This window comes from Pseudaminobacter soli (ex Zhang et al. 2022) (genome assembly GCF_014595955.1).
Taxonomy (GTDB): Bacteria; Pseudomonadota; Alphaproteobacteria; order Rhizobiales; family Rhizobiaceae; genus Kumtagia; species Kumtagia pseudosoli.
Genome location: NZ_JABVCF010000001.1, coordinates 547,592 through 565,787 on the forward strand (window position 1 = coordinate 547,592; position 18,196 = coordinate 565,787).

Annotated in this window: 20 protein-coding genes; 6 read left to right on the forward strand and 14 right to left on the reverse strand. The window is 64.1% G+C overall.

The features are described from left to right. Positions 1–12: 12 nt before the first annotated feature. Positions 13–447, reverse strand: a complete 435-nt coding sequence (locus tag HUI96_RS02625; RefSeq protein WP_188253041.1) for a FixH family protein — start codon at positions 445–447, stop codon at positions 13–15. A 124-nt stretch (positions 448–571) separates the two neighbouring features. Here HUI96_RS02625 and HUI96_RS02630 point away from each other — a divergent pair, with 124 nt between their 5' ends. Next, entirely contained in the window at positions 572–1,492 is a 921-nt protein-coding gene (locus tag HUI96_RS02630) for a sugar kinase (protein WP_188253042.1), read from the forward strand. Between the two features lie 3 nt (positions 1,493–1,495). Here HUI96_RS02630 and HUI96_RS02635 read toward each other — a convergent pair whose 3' ends face one another. From HUI96_RS02635 to sufA, 6 genes are all read right to left on the reverse strand, one after another. Next, positions 1,496–2,515, reverse strand: a complete 1,020-nt coding sequence (locus tag HUI96_RS02635) for an aldose epimerase family protein (RefSeq protein ID WP_188253043.1) — start codon at positions 2,513–2,515, stop codon at positions 1,496–1,498. A gap of 29 nt (positions 2,516–2,544) precedes the next feature. Beyond that, complete coding sequence (locus HUI96_RS02640) at positions 2,545–4,002, reverse strand: NAD-dependent succinate-semialdehyde dehydrogenase (RefSeq protein ID WP_188253044.1); 1,458 nt, start codon at positions 4,000–4,002, stop codon at positions 2,545–2,547. 198 nt (positions 4,003–4,200) lie between these two features. Beyond that, positions 4,201–5,484, reverse strand: a complete 1,284-nt coding sequence (locus HUI96_RS02645) for an O-acetylhomoserine aminocarboxypropyltransferase (protein ID WP_188253045.1) — start codon at positions 5,482–5,484, stop codon at positions 4,201–4,203. A gap of 146 nt (positions 5,485–5,630) precedes the next feature. Continuing rightward, positions 5,631–6,152, reverse strand: coding sequence for a CoA-binding protein (locus tag HUI96_RS02650; protein ID WP_188253046.1), 522 nt, complete (start codon positions 6,150–6,152; stop codon positions 5,631–5,633). Next, positions 6,149–6,574 (reverse strand): VOC family protein, encoded by a 426-nt coding sequence (locus HUI96_RS02655; RefSeq protein WP_188253047.1) that lies wholly within the window; start codon positions 6,572–6,574, stop codon positions 6,149–6,151. Before HUI96_RS02655 ends, HUI96_RS02650 begins: the two co-directional genes overlap by 4 nt. Before the next feature lie 18 nt (positions 6,575–6,592). After that, positions 6,593–6,979: a Fe-S cluster assembly scaffold SufA gene (sufA, locus tag HUI96_RS02660; protein ID WP_188253048.1), complete on the reverse strand. Its 387-nt coding sequence runs from the start codon at positions 6,977–6,979 to the stop codon at positions 6,593–6,595. A 194-nt stretch (positions 6,980–7,173) separates the two neighbouring features. Here sufA and HUI96_RS02665 point away from each other — a divergent pair, with 194 nt between their 5' ends. After that, entirely contained in the window at positions 7,174–7,506 is a 333-nt protein-coding gene (locus HUI96_RS02665; protein ID WP_188253049.1) for a hypothetical protein, read from the forward strand. A gap of 59 nt (positions 7,507–7,565) precedes the next feature. After that, complete coding sequence (locus HUI96_RS29265; protein WP_237683946.1) at positions 7,566–7,970, forward strand: hypothetical protein; 405 nt, start codon at positions 7,566–7,568, stop codon at positions 7,968–7,970. A 9-nt stretch (positions 7,971–7,979) separates the two neighbouring features. Here HUI96_RS29265 and HUI96_RS02675 read toward each other — a convergent pair whose 3' ends face one another. Next, positions 7,980–8,147 carry a hypothetical protein gene (locus tag HUI96_RS02675; RefSeq protein ID WP_188253050.1) on the reverse strand — a complete coding sequence of 56 codons (168 nt, stop codon included), beginning with the start codon at positions 8,145–8,147 and terminating at the stop codon, positions 7,980–7,982. 138 nt (positions 8,148–8,285) lie between these two features. On the opposite strand from HUI96_RS02675, the gene HUI96_RS02680 reads away from it, so the two are divergent. Continuing rightward, on the forward strand, positions 8,286–8,492 hold the full coding sequence (locus HUI96_RS02680; protein WP_188253051.1) for a hypothetical protein: 207 nt from the start codon (positions 8,286–8,288) through the stop codon (positions 8,490–8,492). A gap of 26 nt (positions 8,493–8,518) precedes the next feature. Next, complete coding sequence (locus HUI96_RS02685) at positions 8,519–8,833, forward strand: hypothetical protein (RefSeq protein WP_188253052.1); 315 nt, start codon at positions 8,519–8,521, stop codon at positions 8,831–8,833. A 67-nt stretch (positions 8,834–8,900) separates the two neighbouring features. Here HUI96_RS02685 and HUI96_RS02690 read toward each other — a convergent pair whose 3' ends face one another. From HUI96_RS02690 to HUI96_RS02710, 5 genes are all read right to left on the reverse strand, one after another. Then, entirely contained in the window at positions 8,901–10,034 is a 1,134-nt protein-coding gene (locus HUI96_RS02690; RefSeq protein WP_337917878.1) for a c-type cytochrome, read from the reverse strand. Next, positions 10,031–10,411, reverse strand: a complete 381-nt coding sequence (locus HUI96_RS02695; protein ID WP_188253053.1) for a hypothetical protein — start codon at positions 10,409–10,411, stop codon at positions 10,031–10,033. The genes HUI96_RS02690 and HUI96_RS02695 overlap by 4 nt, the downstream gene beginning before the upstream one ends. Before the next feature lie 7 nt (positions 10,412–10,418). Continuing rightward, positions 10,419–12,926, reverse strand: a complete 2,508-nt coding sequence (gene ctaD, locus HUI96_RS02700; RefSeq protein WP_188253054.1) for a cytochrome c oxidase subunit I — start codon at positions 12,924–12,926, stop codon at positions 10,419–10,421. Then, on the reverse strand, positions 12,926–13,993 hold the full coding sequence (coxB, locus tag HUI96_RS02705) for a cytochrome c oxidase subunit II (RefSeq protein WP_273032319.1): 1,068 nt from the start codon (positions 13,991–13,993) through the stop codon (positions 12,926–12,928). Before coxB ends, ctaD begins: the two co-directional genes overlap by 1 nt. 84 nt (positions 13,994–14,077) lie before the next feature. Continuing rightward, the gene (locus HUI96_RS02710; protein ID WP_237683911.1) at positions 14,078–14,689 is read right to left on the reverse strand and encodes a cysteine hydrolase family protein; all 612 of its coding nucleotides are present in this window, start codon (positions 14,687–14,689) and stop codon (positions 14,078–14,080) included. A 196-nt stretch (positions 14,690–14,885) separates the two neighbouring features. Here HUI96_RS02710 and HUI96_RS02715 point away from each other — a divergent pair, with 196 nt between their 5' ends. Then, positions 14,886–15,992, forward strand: a complete 1,107-nt coding sequence (locus tag HUI96_RS02715; protein WP_188253057.1) for a flavodoxin family protein — start codon at positions 14,886–14,888, stop codon at positions 15,990–15,992. A gap of 118 nt (positions 15,993–16,110) precedes the next feature. Here the strand turns inward: HUI96_RS02715 and HUI96_RS30020 are convergent, their stop codons facing one another. After that, positions 16,111–18,159, reverse strand: a complete 2,049-nt coding sequence (locus HUI96_RS30020; protein WP_337917879.1) for a response regulator — start codon at positions 18,157–18,159, stop codon at positions 16,111–16,113. Positions 18,160–18,196 lie beyond the last annotated feature (37 nt).

Consider the following 18,196-nt stretch of genomic DNA (forward strand, 5'->3'; position numbering starts at 1 on the left):
GCGGACATGATCTTACAGCACAACGTTGAACACCACTGCGTCCTTGCCGGCAGCAGATCCGATGGTCAGCTTCAGTTCCCACCAGCCGCTCATGTTGAACCGCAGGCCCTCGATGCGGTAGCGGCCATCGCCGAGATACCCGCCCGCCTGCGGCGCCGTGGGCAGGCCGTGGCCATGCTGAGGCATTCCGCCGTCGATCGCTATCGCCGCATCCTCGACCGGACTTCCGTCCGGACGCTGGACCGTCGCGATCCAGACATGCAGCTTTGATCGCTGAACCGGCTCCGCTTCCGGCGCGAGGGTCACCACGTAAAGCCCGTTCTCGCTGGTCTTGGAGCGCGCAAGATCGAGGTCATCCGGCGGCGCCATCATGCGCATGGCGGCGAATGCCGCGATGACGAGCACAACGACAATCGCGGCACCAGCCGCTGCGATTCGCTTCTTCATTGCCTTGACCCTCATCCGGACCCGCGAGCTACGGTTTCCAGCAACTGGAAGGTCAAGAGGCTTTTTGCATTTGGCGCGGCTCCGGCCGGCGATGTAGAGAGGGCCGCAAACAGGAGGGACGGGTATGAGGGGAATTGCTTCGGTCGGCGAGTGTATGCTGGAACTCTCGGGCCAGAGCGGCGAGACGTGGCGGCTGGGCTATGCCGGCGACACCTTCAATACGATGTGGACCATGCGCGCCCTCACGCAGGCGGCCGTCGCGACCGACTATGTCTCGGCTTTCGGCGACGACCCTTTTTCACACCAGCAGATAGCCTTCTTCCAGGAGCACGGCATCGGCATCGCATCGAGCCCGATCATCCCCGGTGCGCGGCCGGGCCTCTACGCCATTACCCTGACAGGGGCCGAGCGCTCCTTCGCCTACTGGCGCTCCGACGCCGCCGCCCGCCAGCTCGCTCGCGATCCCGCGGCGCTCGCAAGGAGCCTGGACGGCCGGCAACTCGTCTATTTCTCCGGTATCACACTGGCCATCCTCGAGGCCTCAGCGCGGACTGTCCTTTTGAACGCTCTCAGCGAATCGCGCAGAAGCGGCACACGAATTGCCTTCGACCCGAACTACCGCCCACGCCTTTGGCAGGACACCGACGAGGCGCGCCTATGGGTGACTTCCGCACTCGGCGTCGCCGATGTGGCACTTCCTACCTTTCCGGACGAAGCGGCGTTGTTCGGCGACCGCACGCCAGAGGAGACCGCCGAGCGCATGGTGCGGGCCGGCGTCGCGGAAGTCGCGGTGAAGAATGGCGAAGAACCTGCGCTGATCGCCTCCCGCGGCGGCCACCACACCTCCCCGGCCGTCCGGGTCGCCGCGCCCGTCGACACCACCGGCGCCGGCGACAGCTTCAACGGCGCCTATCTCGTGGCGCGGCTGCAGGGCGACGAACCGCATGAAGCGGCGGCCAAGGCGCATCGGGTGGCCGCAGCGGTCATCCAAGTGCGCGGTGCGCTGGCGCCGTTCGAGACGCTCCGTTCGGCCTTCGGAGAGTGACCCTCATCCGCGGTGGAACCGAAACTCCGTGATGTGACGGTAGACCTCGTCGGGCCGAAGCAGCGCCTGCGGGAAATACGGCCGGTGCGGTGAATCGGGCCAGGTCTGCGCCTCCAGGCAGAAGCCGGAGAACGGCCCGTAGCTCCGCCCCTCGATCCCGCGAAGGCCCTCTTCTATGTAGTGGCCCGCGTAGAACTGCAGCCCGGGCTCGGTGGTCCAGACCTCGAGTTCCACTCCCGATGCAGGCCCCTTCGCCCATGCTGCCTGCTTCAGCGCGTGCCTGGCGGACGAGAGACAGAAATTGTGGTCGTAGTGGATCGGAGCCGCATCCGGCGCGGGACGGATCGTGCGGGCGGTGCGGAAGTCGAACTCCGTGCCGTCAACCGGCTGGACCAAACCCGTCGGGATTAACTCATCATCGACCGGAAGATAGCCGTCGGCGGCGATCCTTAACTGGTGCGAAAGAGTGTCGCCGGACCCGCCGTCGTCCAGGTTGAAGTAGGCGTGATGCGCGAGATTGCACAGGGTCGGTTGGTCGGTGGTCGCGTTCATTTCCACCGACAGGATGCCCGGGGCCCTCAGGCGATAGGTACAGTGCGCCTCCACCCTCCCCGGGAACCCCATCTCTCCGTCGTGGTCGGTCAAGGACAGCGCGACGAAGTCTTCGCCATATCCCGAGATCGACCAGTTCCTACGGCCAAAACCATTCCGGCCGCCATGCAGCCCGTGCAGGTCCGGCCGCTCGGGGTCGATCTGGTAGTCGACCCCAGCGATGGTGAAGCGGCCATCTCGGATGCGGTTGGCATGGCGACCGACCACCGCGCCGAAATAGTTCGGGTGGTCGACATAGTCCTGGAAGCGATCGAAGCCGAGAGTGAGCGGCGCATCATGGCCGTCCAGCCGCAGGTCCTGCAGTATCGCACCGCAGGACAGGATGCTGGCGGTCAGGCCACCCGCTTCGATGGTGATACGCCGGACCGGCTCACCCGCAGGTGTCGTGCCGAATACCTGGTCTCGCTCCATGGGACGCTCTCACGCTTCCCCCTCGGCGATCAGATCCCCAGACCGCCAATGCAGACGTACTTCGTGTCGAGATAGTCCTCGATGCCCTGATGTCCGCCCTCGCGGCCGATGCCGGACTCCTTGACGCCCCCGAATGGCGCCTCGACCGTGGTAATCAGCCCTTCGTTGACGCCGACCATGCCGTACTTCAGCCCCTCCATGACCCGGAAGGCGCGGGCGAGATTGCCGGTGTAGAAATAGCAGGCGAGCCCGAACTCGGTGTCGTTCGCCAGCCTGACCGCCTCTTCCTCGGTCTCGAACTTGAAGACTGGCGCGATCGGGCCAAAAATCTCTTCCTTCATGAACATCATGTCGGGCTTGGCGTCCGCGATGACGGTCGGCTCGAAGAAGGAGCCGCCGAGCGCATGACGCTTGCCGCCGGTGACCACGCGACCGCCCTTGGCGGTGGCGTCGCTCACGAACTCCTCGACCTTCTCAACCGCCTTGCCGTCGATGAGCGGGCCCTGCTGGGTGCCGTCCTCAAGGCCCGGGCCGACCTTCAGTTTGCGGCTCGCTTCGGCCAGCTTCTCCACGAAAGCGTCATAGACGCCAGCCTGGACGAAGAAGCGGTTGGTGCACACGCAGGTCTGGCCGGAGTTGCGGTACTTGGCGACCATCGCGCCTTCGACTGCACGATCGACATCGGCGTCGTCGAAGACGAGGAACGGAGCGTTGCCGCCAAGTTCCATTGAAACCTTCTTCACGGTCGCGGCGGCCTTTGCCATCAGCATCTTGCCGACTTCGGTCGAGCCCGTGAAGGTGATCTTCTTGACCAGCGGATTGGCGCAAATTTCGTCGCCAATCTCGCCAGCCGAGCCTGTGACGATGTTGACCACGCCCTTCGGGAAGCCGACCTCTTCGCACAGCGCGCCCCAGGCAAGCCCCGAATACGGCGTCTGCGAAGCGGGCTTCACGACGGTCGTGCAGCCGGCGGCGAGCGCCGGCGCCAGCTTGCGCGACAGCATCGACGAAGGGAAGTTCCACGGCGTGATCGCCGCCACCACGCCCGTCGGCTCCTTGGTCACAAGGATTCGCCGGTCCGCCCAGGGCGAAGGAACGACGTCCCCATAAGCGCGACGGCCCTCTTCTGCGAACCACAGCACATAGGCTGCGGAGATTGCGATCTCGCCCTTGGCCTCCGTCAGCGACTTGCCCTGCTCCATGGTGAGCAGTTCGGCGAGCGACTGCTGGTTGTCCATGATCGCGTCGTGCAGCTTGCGCAGCAGCTTGTGCCGCTCGAGCACCGAGGTCTTCTTCCAGGAATGGAACGCGGTTTCGGCAGCCTCGATGGCGCGCCGGGTCTCAGCCTTTCCTGACTTCGGAACGGTGCCGATCTTCAGGCCCGTGGCCGGATTGGTCACGTCGATCGTGGCCCCGGAATCCGCCTTGACCCACTCGCCTCCGATAAAATTGGCTTCCCGCATGAACTGGCTGGTTTTCTGGAGCATTCTGCTCTCCCTCGGGCGCCTCGGGCGCACCTCTTTGATCCCACAAAGCGCCAAAGCGGCGCGCGGCCAGCAAGCATTGGCCGCATACAGGACGTATTAGACCATGCGCCGCGGGACGATCAATCGCCCGCGGCGCATGTGGACCATAGTCCAGTCGACGGGACGGCGGCTCAGGCCTCGATGAGCCGCCAGGTCGGATCAAACCTTCGAGAGCGCCTGCTCCAGGTCGCCGATGATGTCCTCAATGTCCTCGATGCCGATGGAAAGGCGCACGACGTCTGGACCGGCGCCTGCCTTCGTCTTCTGCTCGTCCGAGAGTTGACGATGCGTCGTCGAAGCCGGGTGGATGACCAGCGACTTGGTGTCGCCGACATTGGCGAGATGCGAGAAGAGCTCCAGCGCTTCGACGAACTTCACGCCCGCGTCGTAGCCGCCCTTCAGGCCGAAGGTGAACACCGCGCCGGCGCCTTTCGGCGAATATTTCTCCTGCAGCGCGTGATTGGGATCGTTCGCCAGACCGGGATAGGAGACCCAACTCACCTTCTCGTGCCTGGACAGGAATTCGGCGACAGCCTGGGCATTGTCGCAATGCCTCTGCATGCGCAGCGGCAGCGTCTCAAGGCCGGTGAGGATCAGGAAGGCGTTGAACGGCGAGATGGCAGGACCGAAGTCGCGCAGGCCGAGCACGCGCGCCGCAATCGCGAAGGCGAAATTGCCGAAGGTCTCGTGCAGCACCAGGCCGCCATATTCGGGGCGCGGCTCGGACAGCATCGGATAGTTGCCCGACTTCGACCAGTCGAAGGTGCCGCCGTCGACGATCACACCGCCGATCGAGTTGCCATGGCCGCCGATGAACTTGGTCAGAGAATGCACAACGATGTCGGCGCCATGCTCGATGGGCCGCACGAGGTAGGGGCTCGCCAGCGTGTTGTCGACGATGAGCGGGATACCGTGCTTGCGGGCGACGTTGCCGAGGGCTTCCAGGTCCACGAACTCGCCGTTGGGATTCGCGAGGCTTTCAACGAAGATCGCGCGCGTGCGCTCGTCGATCTGGCTTTCGAAGCTCGCAACCTCGCGCGGTTCGGCCCAGCGCACCTGCCATCCGAAATTCTGGAATGCGTGGCCGAACTGGTTGATCGATCCGCCATAGAGCCGGCGCGCGGCGACGAAGTTGTCGCCCGGGCGCATGATCGTGTGGAAAACCAGCATCTGCGCGGCGTGGCCTGAAGCGACCGCCAGCGCGGCAGTGCCGCCCTCGAGCGCGGCGACGCGCTCCTCCAGGACCGCCTGGGTCGGGTTCATGATGCGGGTATAGATGTTGCCGAACGCCTTCAGACCGAACAGCGACGCGGCGTGGTCGGCGTCGTCAAAGACATAAGAGGTGGTCTGGTAGATCGGCGTCGCACGCGCGCCTGTCGCCGGATCCGGCTTGGCGCCGGCGTGAACGGCGAGTGTGTTGAAGCCTGGGCTGCGCTGAGACATGTTTCCTCCAAAGAATCTTCTGATGTAAATCCGCGCATTCTTGACGGTACGCTGCGCCGAAAGCAAAGAACAACTTTTCCAACCGGTTAGGTCCGGGGAGCCGGCAGAGCCAATTTCACGGGCTAAGATGGAACGTTCTTCTCCAGCTATCTTACCCGCACGCCAAAGCTCTGGAAGCCCTGTCGCATTATGGGCTTCTTGGAGGACAGCACCCGGCTGTTCACGCCGTTCCAGCCAATCTCGCCAGAGAGCCTGCCGTACTCGATCTTCGGGCAGCGGTTCATGACCACTTTTACGCCGGCGGCCTCGGCCTTCGCAGCAGCGTCGTCGTTGCGCACCGTGAGCTGCATCCAGATCACTTTCGGCAGCGGCTTCAGCTTCAGCACCTCGTCCACGATCGGCGGCACGGCGCTGGAGGCGCGAAAGATGTCGACCATGTCGATCGGCTCCGGCACGTCCGAGAGCTTCGCATAGGTCATGCGGCCGAGGATTTCCTTGCCGGCTTGGCCGGGATTGATCGGGAAGACGGTGAACCCCTTATCGATCAGGTATTTGGCGACGAAGTAGCTCGGCCGCACGTCGTTGGCCGAGGCACCGACTATCGCCACCGCCTTCACGGAGTTGAGGATCTCCGCGATGTATTCGTTGGTATAGGAGTCGTGGTTCATGCGGGCAGCGAGATACGCCCTTCCGCATCGAGGGGAAAGCCCGGATTGTGCGCGATCTCCCAGAGGTTGCCCTCCGTATCGGCGAAATAGCCGTACCAACCGCCCCAGAACGCGCGCTGCGCCGGCTTCACGATGCGGCCCCCGGCCTGCTCGGCTCGCTCCAGCATCTCGCCGACTTCGCTCTCCGAGCGGGTGTTGTAGGCGAGCGCGACGCCGGAAAAGCCGGGTTTGCTATCCTGTATGCCAGCGTCCTCCGCCAGTTTGGCGCGGGGCCAGAGCGCGAGCAGTAGGCCGCCCATCTGGAAGAAGGCCACATCGTCCGGCACCACCATCCCGGGCTCGAGGCCCATCGCCGTGTAGAACGCGATGGCCCGGTCCAGATCGATCACGCCTATGGTGATGATCGAAACGCGCGGCTCCATGAGCACCCGCCTCCGCCGTCACACGCCCGCCGCAGCGCGGGCCTCGGCCAGAGCCTTCAAATCAGCAGGCTTCAGCTCAACCGACTCGCCGCAGCCACAGGCCGAGCTCTGGTTGGGGTTGCGGAAGGTAAAACCGGTACGCAGCGTCGTTGCTTCAAAATCCATTTCGGTCCCGAGCAGGAACAGCGCGGCCTCGGGCGCGACATAGACATGCGCGCCATCCTTCTCCACATGGTCGTCCTTCGGATTAGGCTCGGTGACGAGCTCGACCGTGTACTCCATGCCGGCGCAGCCGCCCTTCTTGATGCCGAGCCGGATGCCCCTAGCATTGTCGCGCGCCCCGACGATCTCGCGAACGCGGTCGGCGGCTCTATCGCTTAGTCTGATGACCTCGAAACGTCCCATCTGTTGCTCCACTCGCGGCGGGTTCAAGGCCCGCGGAATGACGATGGCCCTAAAATGGTGAAGAATCACGTCGGGTGCAACTGTGAGGCTGATCGCACGAGGTCGGCTCGTTGCTCCCTCTGTTTCGGATGCAGGGTCGGGAACCGTATGCCGCACTGGGGCTTTCCCCCAAGGAGAGCCTCAGGGAGGCAACCATGAAAGCACTCTGCGTGACCACCCTCTTCTTCGCGCTGGCGGCGAGCGCGCCAGCATTCGCGCAAGCCGCGGATGCCGCGCGCCACCCTCAAGACTGCCTTGCCAGACCGGGGCAGAACCCGGGGACCCAGGCGGCACCGGAGGCAAAGGCAAATCAAGGGGAGCAGCAAAGCAGCGACAGCGAGACCCTGTCCAGCAAGCTCGACCCCTGCAACGGCGTGCTGCGTCCGCCGCCGGTTGGCGATCAAATGGCGACTCCCGCCCCGGACCAAGGCAAGACGCCCGTCATCCGTCCGGACGAAATCGAGCCGCAGACGGCAGTGCCGAAGTAGTCGGGACCGCCTCGCTACAATCGCCCCCCGCCCTGCCCTGCCATACCGAAGGAAGCTAGATGTCTGACCTCACCAACGAAGAGATCGAAGGCCGTCTGATCGCCCAACGAGACGTGCTCCGCGTCCTGGTGCAGCGCATGCTGGGATACCCCGGGGCATCGAAATTGCTGTCGGAACTGGACAAACTGCTCGATGTGCAGAATCATCAGGAGGACCCGGGCGCCCTTCCTTCAAAGGCCTTCGCCGTGGAGGGTGCCAAACTGAGCGAGTTGGAGCTTCTTCTGGAGGGCGCCGTGGCGCACAAAGAGTTCAAACGTCGCAGGACACCCGGTCGGGCGGAAGATCCGGAGACCCTGGAGGAGCAACTGGTGGAGGGCTTGGAGGATACCTTCCCGGCCAGCGATCCGGTGTCGGTCACCTCCACGACGGTACCCGGGAGCCCGAAACCGAAGCCAGCCAGTTGAACAGCAGTCTCAGGTTCGTGGGCCGGGAGACTGTTCGCGATAGAGCCGCTCGGTGGCGGCGCGCTGTGCATTGCGTTCGCTGCCGCGAAGCCGCCTGCGCGTGAGCAGCGCATAGGCCATCGCTGCGCCCAGCACGATCGGTCCGCCGGCAACCAGTACGATCCAAAGAATATCCATTGAAGAGTGCCTCCGCCTTGCTTTCCTTGTCGCAGGGCGAACGGGAGCGGCTCGGATTGGTTCCGGCACTCCAGCGACCGAAAAACCGGAACCTTTCGAGCATGGCGCGATTGCCCTCAGACAAGAGTGGAGGCCGCAATGAGCGACAACAAGCATGCGAAAACCAGAACGCCCAGCGACAAGGACCTCAGGCAGGATCCCGGAATCGGTGCCTCCAAAGGCACGATCCGTGCCGGCGATCTCAAGATCGAGGACGGCGACAACACGTTCCGCGGCGACGTCGAGAACGACACCACGACCGGTGGCGGCGTCGATCCGAACCAGCGCGGACGCACAAACAAATAGAAGCCGAGAGACGAGCGGAGGCTGCCATGGCCGGCCACAGGACTGAAGAGCACAGCAAGACCGCACGCCCGCACGGGAACGCGACGCATGATCAGCAGATCGCGATCATCGAAAAGCGGGTGAATACTAAGAATGCGGGCGACGATTTCGACGCCGAAGCGGATCTGAAGATGACCCCCGAGCAGCGGGAGGCCAGGCGTAAGGGCGCAAACCTCAGAGCCGACCAGCGTGATCTGGTCGACCCCGACGACCGCAACATGCTGCGCGGCGAAAGCCAGGAGAGCGAGCACCGCAAGCAACGTCAGGACGACGAGGACAACCGGGAGAATCGCCAGCCCTGATCCCGATGCGACCGGATTAGTCCTTTCCAGATCGACTAACTGACTTTGAGAAAGGGGGAGCCGAGGATCACTTGGCTCCGCCTTCGCTCGCGAGGTAGGCAGCAACCGCGGCGATGTCCGCATCGGTGAGGCGATGCGCGGCATTCCACATCAGGTGGCTGAAGGGCGTCCCAGTACGCTTGCGCTCCCGAAAGAGCCGCAGTTGCTCCTCGATGTAGTCGGCGCGCTGGCCAAACAGTCGCGGGTATTGCGGCCGCCGATCCTGGCCGTGGCAGCCAAGGCAGGCGGGGATGCTCCGGCTCGAGTCGCCCTGGACGGCGATCCGCTCCCCCTCTTCCATGTTGATCCTGGCCACTTCTCCCGAACCGCTGCGCGGTACTCGCGAAAGCCCGGGCAGGCCGGCATAGTGCCTTGCAAGCGAACCGACCACTTCATCACTCAATCCGTTGGCCGCCACCGACATGATGCCGCCCGGACGGGTCCTCCGGACATAGGCGCGGAGACTTTCCAGCAGATATGCCTCCGACTGGCCGGCGATCACAGGAACCAGGGCGCTTCGGCCAAGGCCGTCCTTGCCGTGGCACCTCGAACAGTCGGCGATCCGGTCCTCGATCGAAACCATGAACTCCTTGGATTGACCAGGACCGTAGGCCAACTCACGATATTCCCCGGGGCCAAGGGAGGGCAGCCTGCGAAGGAAGGCGACCATGTCCCAGACCTCGTCGTCGCGATCCTGCGCCGGCCATGCGGGCATGCCCGTGAAGCGGACGCCATGCTTGACGATGCGGAAGAGCTGCGCGTCGGTCCAGGTGTCGACCACCGATGCGAGGTCTGGCGGATATGGCAGCATCCGCAGCATGGCCTGAGTGCGAGGCTCGCCCGGCGCCCCGTGGCAGACCGCGCAGGCGATGGCGAAATGGCCCGCGGCAGGCTGCACGCCGGCATCCGGAAGCGTGGCGGGCTCCGCCACCCCGAGTGCGTAGGTCCGGACCGAGGAGCGCATTGCGAAATGCAGGAACCAGTCGGTGATCTTCCAATGCCCGGTCGAGGCCGCGACATTGTACAGCCCCGACCAGGCGCCTAGGACGGCCAAGATCGGCAGCACGACGAAGAAGCCGACGACATGGCGCCAGCGGATCGTCACTGCGGGTCTCGCCGAGGAGCGGGCAAGCCACGCCTTGAACGCTGCGTACGCACTCACCTCAGGCACTCCGTCACGAACAGCGCCGGCATGGCCACATAGATCACCGCCACGAAGCTGAGGCCCGACAAAAGCAGCGTGGAAAACCCCTGGAGCAGGTTGCGGTCGAGCCGCGTGGGCTCATCGTGCGGCGGGGCGTAGGCGCCGAACCCCCACTGGCGCCAGGAAAGCCAAGCCGCCAGCAGGATGATGGCGAGCGCTGCAAACGTCGCGGCTCCTATGCCGATACGTACGACGCCGAAGCCGAATCCGAGTTCGTGCTGCTTCGCGCAATAGATAGCGGCGCCGACATAGCAGACCAGGAAATGCACCGCCCACACCACCGGTGCGGTGAAAAGCGTCCAAAAGGTCTCGATCTGCCGCGGGATCAGACTCATCGCCGCCTCACAGAACCTTCGGAAACAGGCCGATGACCAGAAGCGTCACGACCGCCGTGAGAACGAGGAAATGCCAGTAGAGTTCAACGTTGCGGATGTCGCCGTCATATTCGGCGGTCATGCGGCCGGCGAAGCTGCGGGCCAGGCAGTAGAGCTGCATCACGGCGCCGACGGCGGCATGGCAGAGCAGCCAGATCACCAGGATCCAGACGATCGCCGCATAGACGTGGGCGGTGGGCTCCATCGTATGCGACCAGGGGCCGAGAAACGCGGCCAGCGAGCCGGCAATCGTCAGGATGCATCCTGCAGCCAGAGATGCCCGCGCGAGGTCGGTGCGATTGCCCTGGTTCAGTGCACGCGCAGCGACCGTGGCGCCCCATGCCGCCGCGAAGAAGGCCAGCGACAACAGTGGCCAGAATGCGCCAGGGCCGGCCAGTCCGCCCGTGAAATCCCCATGAATCGTCCAGTAGAAGAAGTAACCGAAGACGAGGCTGGCGAATGCAGTGCCGTCGCCGACCATGGTGATGAACATGGCCCACCAGCCCACCGAGTTCGGGCCCGACGCATAGATCGGAAGTGTGAGCCCCAGGCCGACATCCTTCTGCGGCTTCTCGGGAATTTCCGAGGTCCCGGTCCACAGCCAGTAGAGGATCGATGCAAAAGCCGCCACGCCGAAGACCAGAGCCGTCCACCACCAGTGGAAGGTGAGTGCGACGAAGACCATACCGAGGCTCGCTGCCGAAACGATCGTGACGTATGACGTTCCGCCGACTCGCAGCACCTGCAGCGGTCTTGCGTCCAGGACCGAGGTGACCAGCCCCTCCCGTTTGCCCTCCTCGGCGTCGGGGAGGTAGAAGTCTCCTTCGTTGATGCGGCGAACGAGATCCTTCTGGTCCCAAAGCGGATAGCGGCTCTCGACAATGGGAATCGAGCGCACGCCCCAGTTCTCCTCTGGCTCCGATATCCATTCGAGCGTTCCGGCATTCCAGGGATTGATCTCGCCTCCTGGCTGCCTGTGCTTGGGCCGCAGCACGTCGTAGACCACCACCAGCACGCTGGCGGCAAAGACGTAGGCGCCGATGGTGGAAACCAGGTTCAGCCAGTCCCATCCGATTCCGGCCGGATAGGTGAAGACCCGGCGCGGCATGCCGCGCAGGCCGGTGAGATGCATCGGGAAAAAGGCGACGTTGAAGCCTGCAAACATCAGCCAGAACGCAATCTTGCCCAGCCGGTTCGAAAGCCGCTTCGAGTCGATCAGCGGGTAATAGTAGTAGATGCCGGCCACGATCGGGAACAGCATGCCGCCGATCAGCACGTAATGCAGGTGGGCGACGATGAAATAGCTGTCGTGTGCCTGCCAGTCGAACGGCGCCAGCGCCACCATCACGCCGGTGAGACCGCCGATAACGAAGACGGCGATGCCACCGATGCCGAACAGCATCGGCACCGAGAAGATGACGCGGCCCGCCAGCATCGTCGCAATGAACACGAATATCTGGACGCCGGTCGGGATCGCCACTGCCTCCGAGGCGGCGGAGAAGAAGGCGAGCGAGATCTGCGGAAGGCCGGTGGCGAACATGTGGTGCACCCACAGGCCGAAGGAGATGAAGCCGGTCCCGACCGCGGCGAGCACTATCCAGGGATAGCCGACAATCGGCCGCTGCGCGAAGGTCGGCACGATCATCGCCATGAGTGCGATTGCCGGCAGGAAGATGATGTAGACTTCCGGGTGTCCGAAGATCCAGAAGAGGTGCTGCCACAGGATCGGGTCGCCGCCACGGGAAGCATCGAAGAACGGCCAGTCGAACATCCGCTCCATCTCGAACAGGATGTCCCCGGCAATGAGCGGCGGGAAGGCGAACAGGATCATTCCGGCCACGACGAGCAGATACCAGGCGAAGAGCGGCATCAGGTTGATGCGCATGCCGGGCGCGCGACATTTCATGATGCCGACGATGATCTCGACTGCGGCGGCAATGGAGGCCACCTCGATGAAGGAGAGCCCGAGCAGCCATATGTCGGCACCGTACCCCGGCTCCTTCGTGGCGAGCGGCGGATACATGAACCATCCGCTGGTTGGAGCCGAATCGAATAGGATCGAGCCGCAGACAAAAACCCCGCCTAGGAAGAAGCTCCAGAAGCCGAAGGCGCCCAGTCTCGGAAACGGCAATTCCCGGGCGCCGAGCATCGGCGGCAGCAGGAAGATCGCGACCGCTTCGAAGATCGGCACAGCGAACAGGAACATCATCACCGTGCCGTGCAGGGTGAAGGCTTGGTTGTAGAAGCCGGCCGAGATTAGGTCGTTCTCCGGAACGGCGAGTTGCGCCCGCATGATCAGCGCCAGCAACCCGGCGAACAGCATGAAGGCGAACGCGGCGGAGGCGTACCAGAGGCCCACCTGGAAGTTGTTGACGGAGGTCCAATAGCGCCAGCCGGACGGGTTGGCCCACACGGCGCGCAGCCTTTTCTCCTGCGCCCGCCGTTCCCTTAGCGAGAAGTCGTTGCCGACGATCATCACTGCAGCGCCTTCAGGTAGGCGGCCATGGCGCGGATCTCGGTCTCGGGCAGCATGCGGAAGGGCGGCATGGTGGAACCCGGCTTGACGACATCGGGCTCGGCGATGAAGCGGGCGATCGCCTCCTCCGTATTGGGCAGGGTGCCGGCGCCGATCATGAGGCGGGACCCGACATGGGTGAGATCGGGGCCGACTTCACCGCTGGCTGCGGTGCCGCGGATCGTGTGGCACGCGCCGCAGCCGTTCTCGACGAAGAGACGGGCACCGTCGGACGGCTGTGGCCGCGCCGGCCCGGCTTCCGCCGCAAGCCAGGAGCGGAACGCCTCGGGCTCCATGCTTATCGCCGAGAAGGCCATTAGGGCGTGGGACGCTCCGCAGAATTCTGCGCAAGGGCCGCGGAACGTACCGGGCTTGGTAGCCAAGATCGACAGCCGGTTCGTCCGGCCGGGGATCATGTCCATCTTGCCGCCGAGCGGCGGGATCCAGAAGGAATGAATGACGTCGCTGCTGGTCAGCGTGAACTCGACACGCTCCCCCACCGGCAGACGGATCTCGTTCGCGGTGACGACTGGCTGGTCGCCGGGCCGGTGATAGACGGCGCGCCACCAGAACTGGCGGCCTTCGACCTCGATACGAAGCGTTGCGGCGGCCTGAGCTGGCGCCCAGGGCCTCAGTTGAGGCATCAGCCAGAGCGCATAGCCCAGGAGCAGGAAGAGAGTGACGACCGGAAAGACCGCGCCGGCCCAGAAGATCAGCCGGCCTGCCGTCCATTCGTCATGCACCCGGCGCCTGCGCCTTATGCCGTAGAGCATGAGCGAGACCACGAAGAGCCAGAGGAGCGCACCGCCCACGACCATCGCCCAGAACAGGGTGGCGATCGACGATGCCTCGGCGCCGGCAGGATCGAGCGCGGAGGCCTGGCCCAGAGCCGGAACGGACGTTACCGTCAGAAACGCAACGCAAAGGCGCCGCCCGCTCTGCGAACCATTATTGCGGGCTCGCCTCGACGCCAGCGTCAGCGCACCGCCCTTCTCCGCCGCTCCTGTTGGTCTTGCGCGTGCTCTCAAGATGGGCATGCCTGCGGTCGGCGGCCTGAAGGAGTTCCGATTGAACAGGCTGAACTGTCCCGATCGAGCTTTGTTCCTTCGGCCTCAGCGCGGCATCAGTTCCAGCACCTCTTCCAAAGTCGCCGTCTCGAGATGCTGGCCGTAACGGGAGGAGAACAGCATCAGCATCGCATCGTGGGCCTCGTCGGAAGCGCTGCAGAGCGCATCGCTGACGATGATCGTGCGGAAGCCGTAATCGGCGGCTCCGAGCACCGAGGACAGCACGCACATGTCGGTCTCGCCGCCGGTGATGACGAGCGTGTCGCACCCCCGCGCGCGAAGGCGGGCATGGAGGCTCGAGCCCAGCCAGGGCGAATAGACCGGCTTGTCCACTACATCCGCCGGAGGAACGAAGCGGGCGAGTTCCGGCACGAGTTCGACCATGTCCATGCCGACGGCTTCGATGGTCATGGAAGCCCAGCGCTCATAGTAGCGCCTCCAGGTGCCGTGCCCCTGACCTGGCCTCTGCGCGGGAATAAATCGGGTGAATGTGGTGTGATCAGGTGCCCGCTCGCAAAGCCGGACGATCTGCGGCAGCACGCGCGACATCCACGGCAGAGACCACTCCGTTCCCTCGGCATAGAGGCGCTGCATGTCCACGCAGAGGTGAACGAAGTTCGGACTGATCGACTCGTTCCGAATTGTCGATGGGACCAAATCTCACCCCATTAATAAGCGTTGCGGTCCGTGGTTGACGCAATCGAACCCGCCCCAATCCCTCAATCCGACGGCAACTCCGCGGAACAGACCTGCCAATAACCGCGCCTGATAACGCAGGTTCCGGCAGTTGCTCGCTCGAGAGAAAAGAAACAACTAGGCGATGGACGCGTTTGCCCTGTTTTCAGGAGGGAATATGGCCAGTTCGAACGGCACATCCGCCCGCCCCGCGCCCGAGCCGCGCAAGGGCACGCCCAGTCCGAGACTGGACGAGATCGAATTCAAGCGCCGCTACCGGGAACAATTCTCCGATCCTGCCTTCCGCGCGCTCGGCGAGGAGATCGAGAGGATCGCCGACGTAGCCTGGGATGCGTACTCCCAGTCTCGGAAGAGCCCGGTCACACGCAAGGCCGGACCGGATTTCGCCGATCCGGATTACGACCTGTCGGTCGACTGGCTCGCTGCGCGCGAGGCGCTGCTGATCGCGCAGTCACGCCACGCCGACGAGACCAAGGCGCCGCAGATCCTGATCATCAACTGCTCTTCGCGCAGCGAGCACACCTGTCCCGGCGAGATGTCGAAGAGCTTTCGGCTGACGGAGATTGCCCGCAGCACGATCGCGTCCGAGATGGGGCTCGAGACGGCAGTTCTCGATCTCTCCCGCCTTGCCTCCGAGTACGGGCGGAAAATCCATCCCTGTAAGGCGTGCTTCTCGACGGCCGCGCCGCTCTGTCACTGGCCGTGCTCCTGCTATCCCAATTACTCGCTGGGCCAAACCCAGGACTGGATGAACGACATCTATCCTATGTGGGTGGCGGCCCACGGCATCATGATCTTAACCCCGGTCAACTGGTACCAGGTGACCTCGCCGCTCAAGCTGATGATGGACCGCATGGTCTGCGCCGACGGCGGCAATCCCGACCCGACACTCACCCAGGGTAAAGATGCCGAAAAGGCCAAGCAGATCGAACTCGACGGCTGGGACTATCCCCGCCATCTCGCCGGGCGGCTGTTCTCGGTCGTGGTCCACGGCGATGTAGAGGGCGCCGAGAACGTCCGGCGCTCGGTCTCGGATTGGCTGAGATACATGAAACTTGCGCCCGCCGGACCCAGCGCCGAACTCGATCGCTACATCGGCTACTGGAAGCCCTACGCCACCAGCCATGATGAACTCGATGCGGACCAGGCCGTGCAAGAGGAGGTCCGCAACGCCGCCCGGACATTGGCAGAGGCGGTGATGGAACGCCGCGCCGGACGTCATCGAATTGCCGGAGCTACGCTGACCGAGCCGCGTGAGAAATAGGCAGGTCCCAAAGCTACCAGAGCGAGATGAATTCTCGTCGAGTCGTCATCTCGCTCCAAGTTTTTGTTCTTGGCGCATGATCTTGTCCGAAAAATCCGCAGCTTTTCGGGATCATGCTCTAGGCCTCCGACTTCCCGGCCGCGACAATCCTCTGGATCAACTCAGTCTCGCTGAACGGTTTCACCAGCAGGGGCACGTCCTCCGGACGTCCATCGACTGCGGCAGCGTCGGCGTAGCCGGTGATGATGATGGCGGGACAATCGGACCGGAGCTTGCGGGCGAAGCGCACCACGTCGAGGCCCGTCACCGCCGGCATGGCAAAGTCGGTAACGATGACGTCGAACTTATGCGGGTCGCTCTCGATGATGGCGAGAGCCTCTACACCGCCTCCCGCGGTGGTCACGGAGAACCCCCGATCGGACAGGGAGCGTGCGGTGAGTTCCCTCAGGTTCGCGCTGTCGTCCACCAGCAGGATCGAGAGTGAGCGCGCACCATCCGTTTCGAGCAGATCCTGGACGTCTTCGGCCGAGGGGCCGGATGGCACCGGTTCCTCGGAGCGCGGCAGCCATAGCTCCGCCGACGTGCCCTGGTCGACGACGCTATCGAGCTTGAGCATGCCTCTGGACTGGCGCGCGAAACCGTACACCGTACTGAGGCCGAGCCCCGTCCCCTTGCCCACTGACTTGGTCGTGAAGAAGGGTTCTATCACCTTTGACAGGATTTCCGGCGGTATGCCCGAGCCGCTATCGCTTACCGCGATGACTACGTAGTCGCCGGCCGAGATGTCGTCGGTGTCCTTCTCGACCACCTCGTTGCGGGCCTTCACCAGGATCTTGCCGCCCGACGGCATCGCGTCGCGGGCGTTGAAGATCAGGTTCATGACGGCGAGTTCCAACTGCGCCGCATCGGCATGTGGAGCCCAGACTTCAGTGTCGGCCGACCACTCGAATTCGATCAGCCCGCCCAGCACGGGAGCGATCAGGCCCTTCAGCGTGTCCGCCAGCGCATCGATCGAAACGGCGGCCGGACGAAGCTGCTGGCGTCGGGAGAAGGCGAGCATCCGGTTGACGAGATCGGCGCCCTGAGTGGCCGAGCGGCGCGTCATCTCCAGGATACGCGTCGCATCGTCGCCGAGCTTCGCCCGGCGCCCGATCAGTCCCAGCCCACTGAGGATGGCAGCCAGAAGGTTGTTGAAATCATGCGCCAATCCGCCGGTGAGCTTGCCGATCGCATCCAGTCGCTGAGAGTGCATCAGCCGCTCTTCCAACTGCCGGCGCTCGGTGATGTCGGTGAGGGTACCGTAGAGTTCCGGCTCGCCGCTCTCGCTATCCCTTGCAATCACCCCCTCGTCGAGAAACACGCGGTATGTGTCGTCGGCGCAGAGCCAGCGGAACTCGGTGGCATAGGAGCCCCGCTCCAGGGTCGAGACAAGGGCCTGCTTCACCGCCGGAAGATCCTCCGGATGAACGCGGCTCAGCCCGAACTCGGGATCGGAGGTGAAGCGCTCGGTCGGAAATCCGGTAAGGCGCTCGGCGGCCGCACTGACGAAATGCGCTGCGTAGGGCGGTGTCGCCGATCGTGCATGGAAGCAGATCGGGAGAGAACGCAGGATAGCCTCCTGACGCTGCTCGGACCTGCGAAGGGAGCGTTCCGCCTCCAGCTTCTCCGCATTCGCATCGAGCGCAGCCTGCAGCAGGTTCTGCTCGGCTGCGGCGCGTCTCTGGATTTCCTGGGTCTTATCGAAGAGATCGACGAAGACCCTGACCTTCGATCTCAAGATGAATGGATCGAACGGCTTGAACACGAAATCCACCGCGCCGGCATCATAGCCGCGCAGCATATGCGCCTGTTCCTTGTTGATCGCGGTCAGGAAGATGATGGGGGTGCGCCGCGACTGCTCGCGCTGCCTGATCAGCGCGGCGGTTTCGTACCCGTCCATGCCCGGCATGAGCACGTCGAGCAGAATGACGGCGAACTCCTCCTTGAGCAGCCAGCGAAGCGCTTCCTCGCCGGATTTTGCGCAGACGATCTCGCCGGTGTCGCCCAGCACCTCGCAGATCGCGGTGAGGTTCCGGTCGTCGTCGTCGACGGCGAGGATGCGGGCGCCGCTGGTCGGAACCGGCGCCGAAGAAGGAAGGCCATATGATTTCGGAATGCGTGTTCTCACAATCCCCTGCACAAATTTCCGATCAAAACAGGCGAAG

What these genes read in the sequence shown, in the direction of transcription:
- HUI96_RS02630 (WP_188253042.1), top strand. Translation starts at nt 572, where the DNA reads ATGAGGGGAATTGCTTCGGTCGGCGAGTGTATGCTGGAACTCTCGGGC.
- HUI96_RS02680 (WP_188253051.1), top strand. Translation starts at nt 8,286, where the DNA reads ATGAGCGACAACAAGCATGCGAAAACCAGAACGCCCAGCGACAAGGAC.
- HUI96_RS02655 (WP_188253047.1), bottom strand. Translation starts at nt 6,574, where the DNA reads ATGGAGCCGCGCGTTTCGATCATCACCATAGGCGTGATCGATCTGGAC.
- HUI96_RS02640 (WP_188253044.1), bottom strand. Translation starts at nt 4,002, where the DNA reads ATGCTCCAGAAAACCAGCCAGTTCATGCGGGAAGCCAATTTTATCGGA.
- HUI96_RS02695 (WP_188253053.1), bottom strand. Translation starts at nt 10,411, where the DNA reads ATGAGTCTGATCCCGCGGCAGATCGAGACCTTTTGGACGCTTTTCACC.
- HUI96_RS29265 (WP_237683946.1), top strand. Translation starts at nt 7,566, where the DNA reads ATGTCTGACCTCACCAACGAAGAGATCGAAGGCCGTCTGATCGCCCAA.
- HUI96_RS02685 (WP_188253052.1), top strand. Translation starts at nt 8,519, where the DNA reads ATGGCCGGCCACAGGACTGAAGAGCACAGCAAGACCGCACGCCCGCAC.
- HUI96_RS02625 (WP_188253041.1), bottom strand. Translation starts at nt 447, where the DNA reads ATGAAGAAGCGAATCGCAGCGGCTGGTGCCGCGATTGTCGTTGTGCTC.
- HUI96_RS02635 (WP_188253043.1), bottom strand. Translation starts at nt 2,515, where the DNA reads ATGGAGCGAGACCAGGTATTCGGCACGACACCTGCGGGTGAGCCGGTC.
- HUI96_RS02650 (WP_188253046.1), bottom strand. Translation starts at nt 6,152, where the DNA reads ATGAACCACGACTCCTATACCAACGAATACATCGCGGAGATCCTCAAC.
- HUI96_RS02675 (WP_188253050.1), bottom strand. Translation starts at nt 8,147, where the DNA reads ATGGATATTCTTTGGATCGTACTGGTTGCCGGCGGACCGATCGTGCTG.
- sufA (WP_188253048.1), bottom strand. Translation starts at nt 6,979, where the DNA reads ATGGGACGTTTCGAGGTCATCAGACTAAGCGATAGAGCCGCCGACCGC.
- HUI96_RS02715 (WP_188253057.1), top strand. Translation starts at nt 14,886, where the DNA reads ATGGCCAGTTCGAACGGCACATCCGCCCGCCCCGCGCCCGAGCCGCGC.
- ctaD (WP_188253054.1), bottom strand. Translation starts at nt 12,926, where the DNA reads ATGATCGTCGGCAACGACTTCTCGCTAAGGGAACGGCGGGCGCAGGAG.
- HUI96_RS02645 (WP_188253045.1), bottom strand. Translation starts at nt 5,484, where the DNA reads ATGTCTCAGCGCAGCCCAGGCTTCAACACACTCGCCGTTCACGCCGGC.
- HUI96_RS02665 (WP_188253049.1), top strand. Translation starts at nt 7,174, where the DNA reads ATGAAAGCACTCTGCGTGACCACCCTCTTCTTCGCGCTGGCGGCGAGC.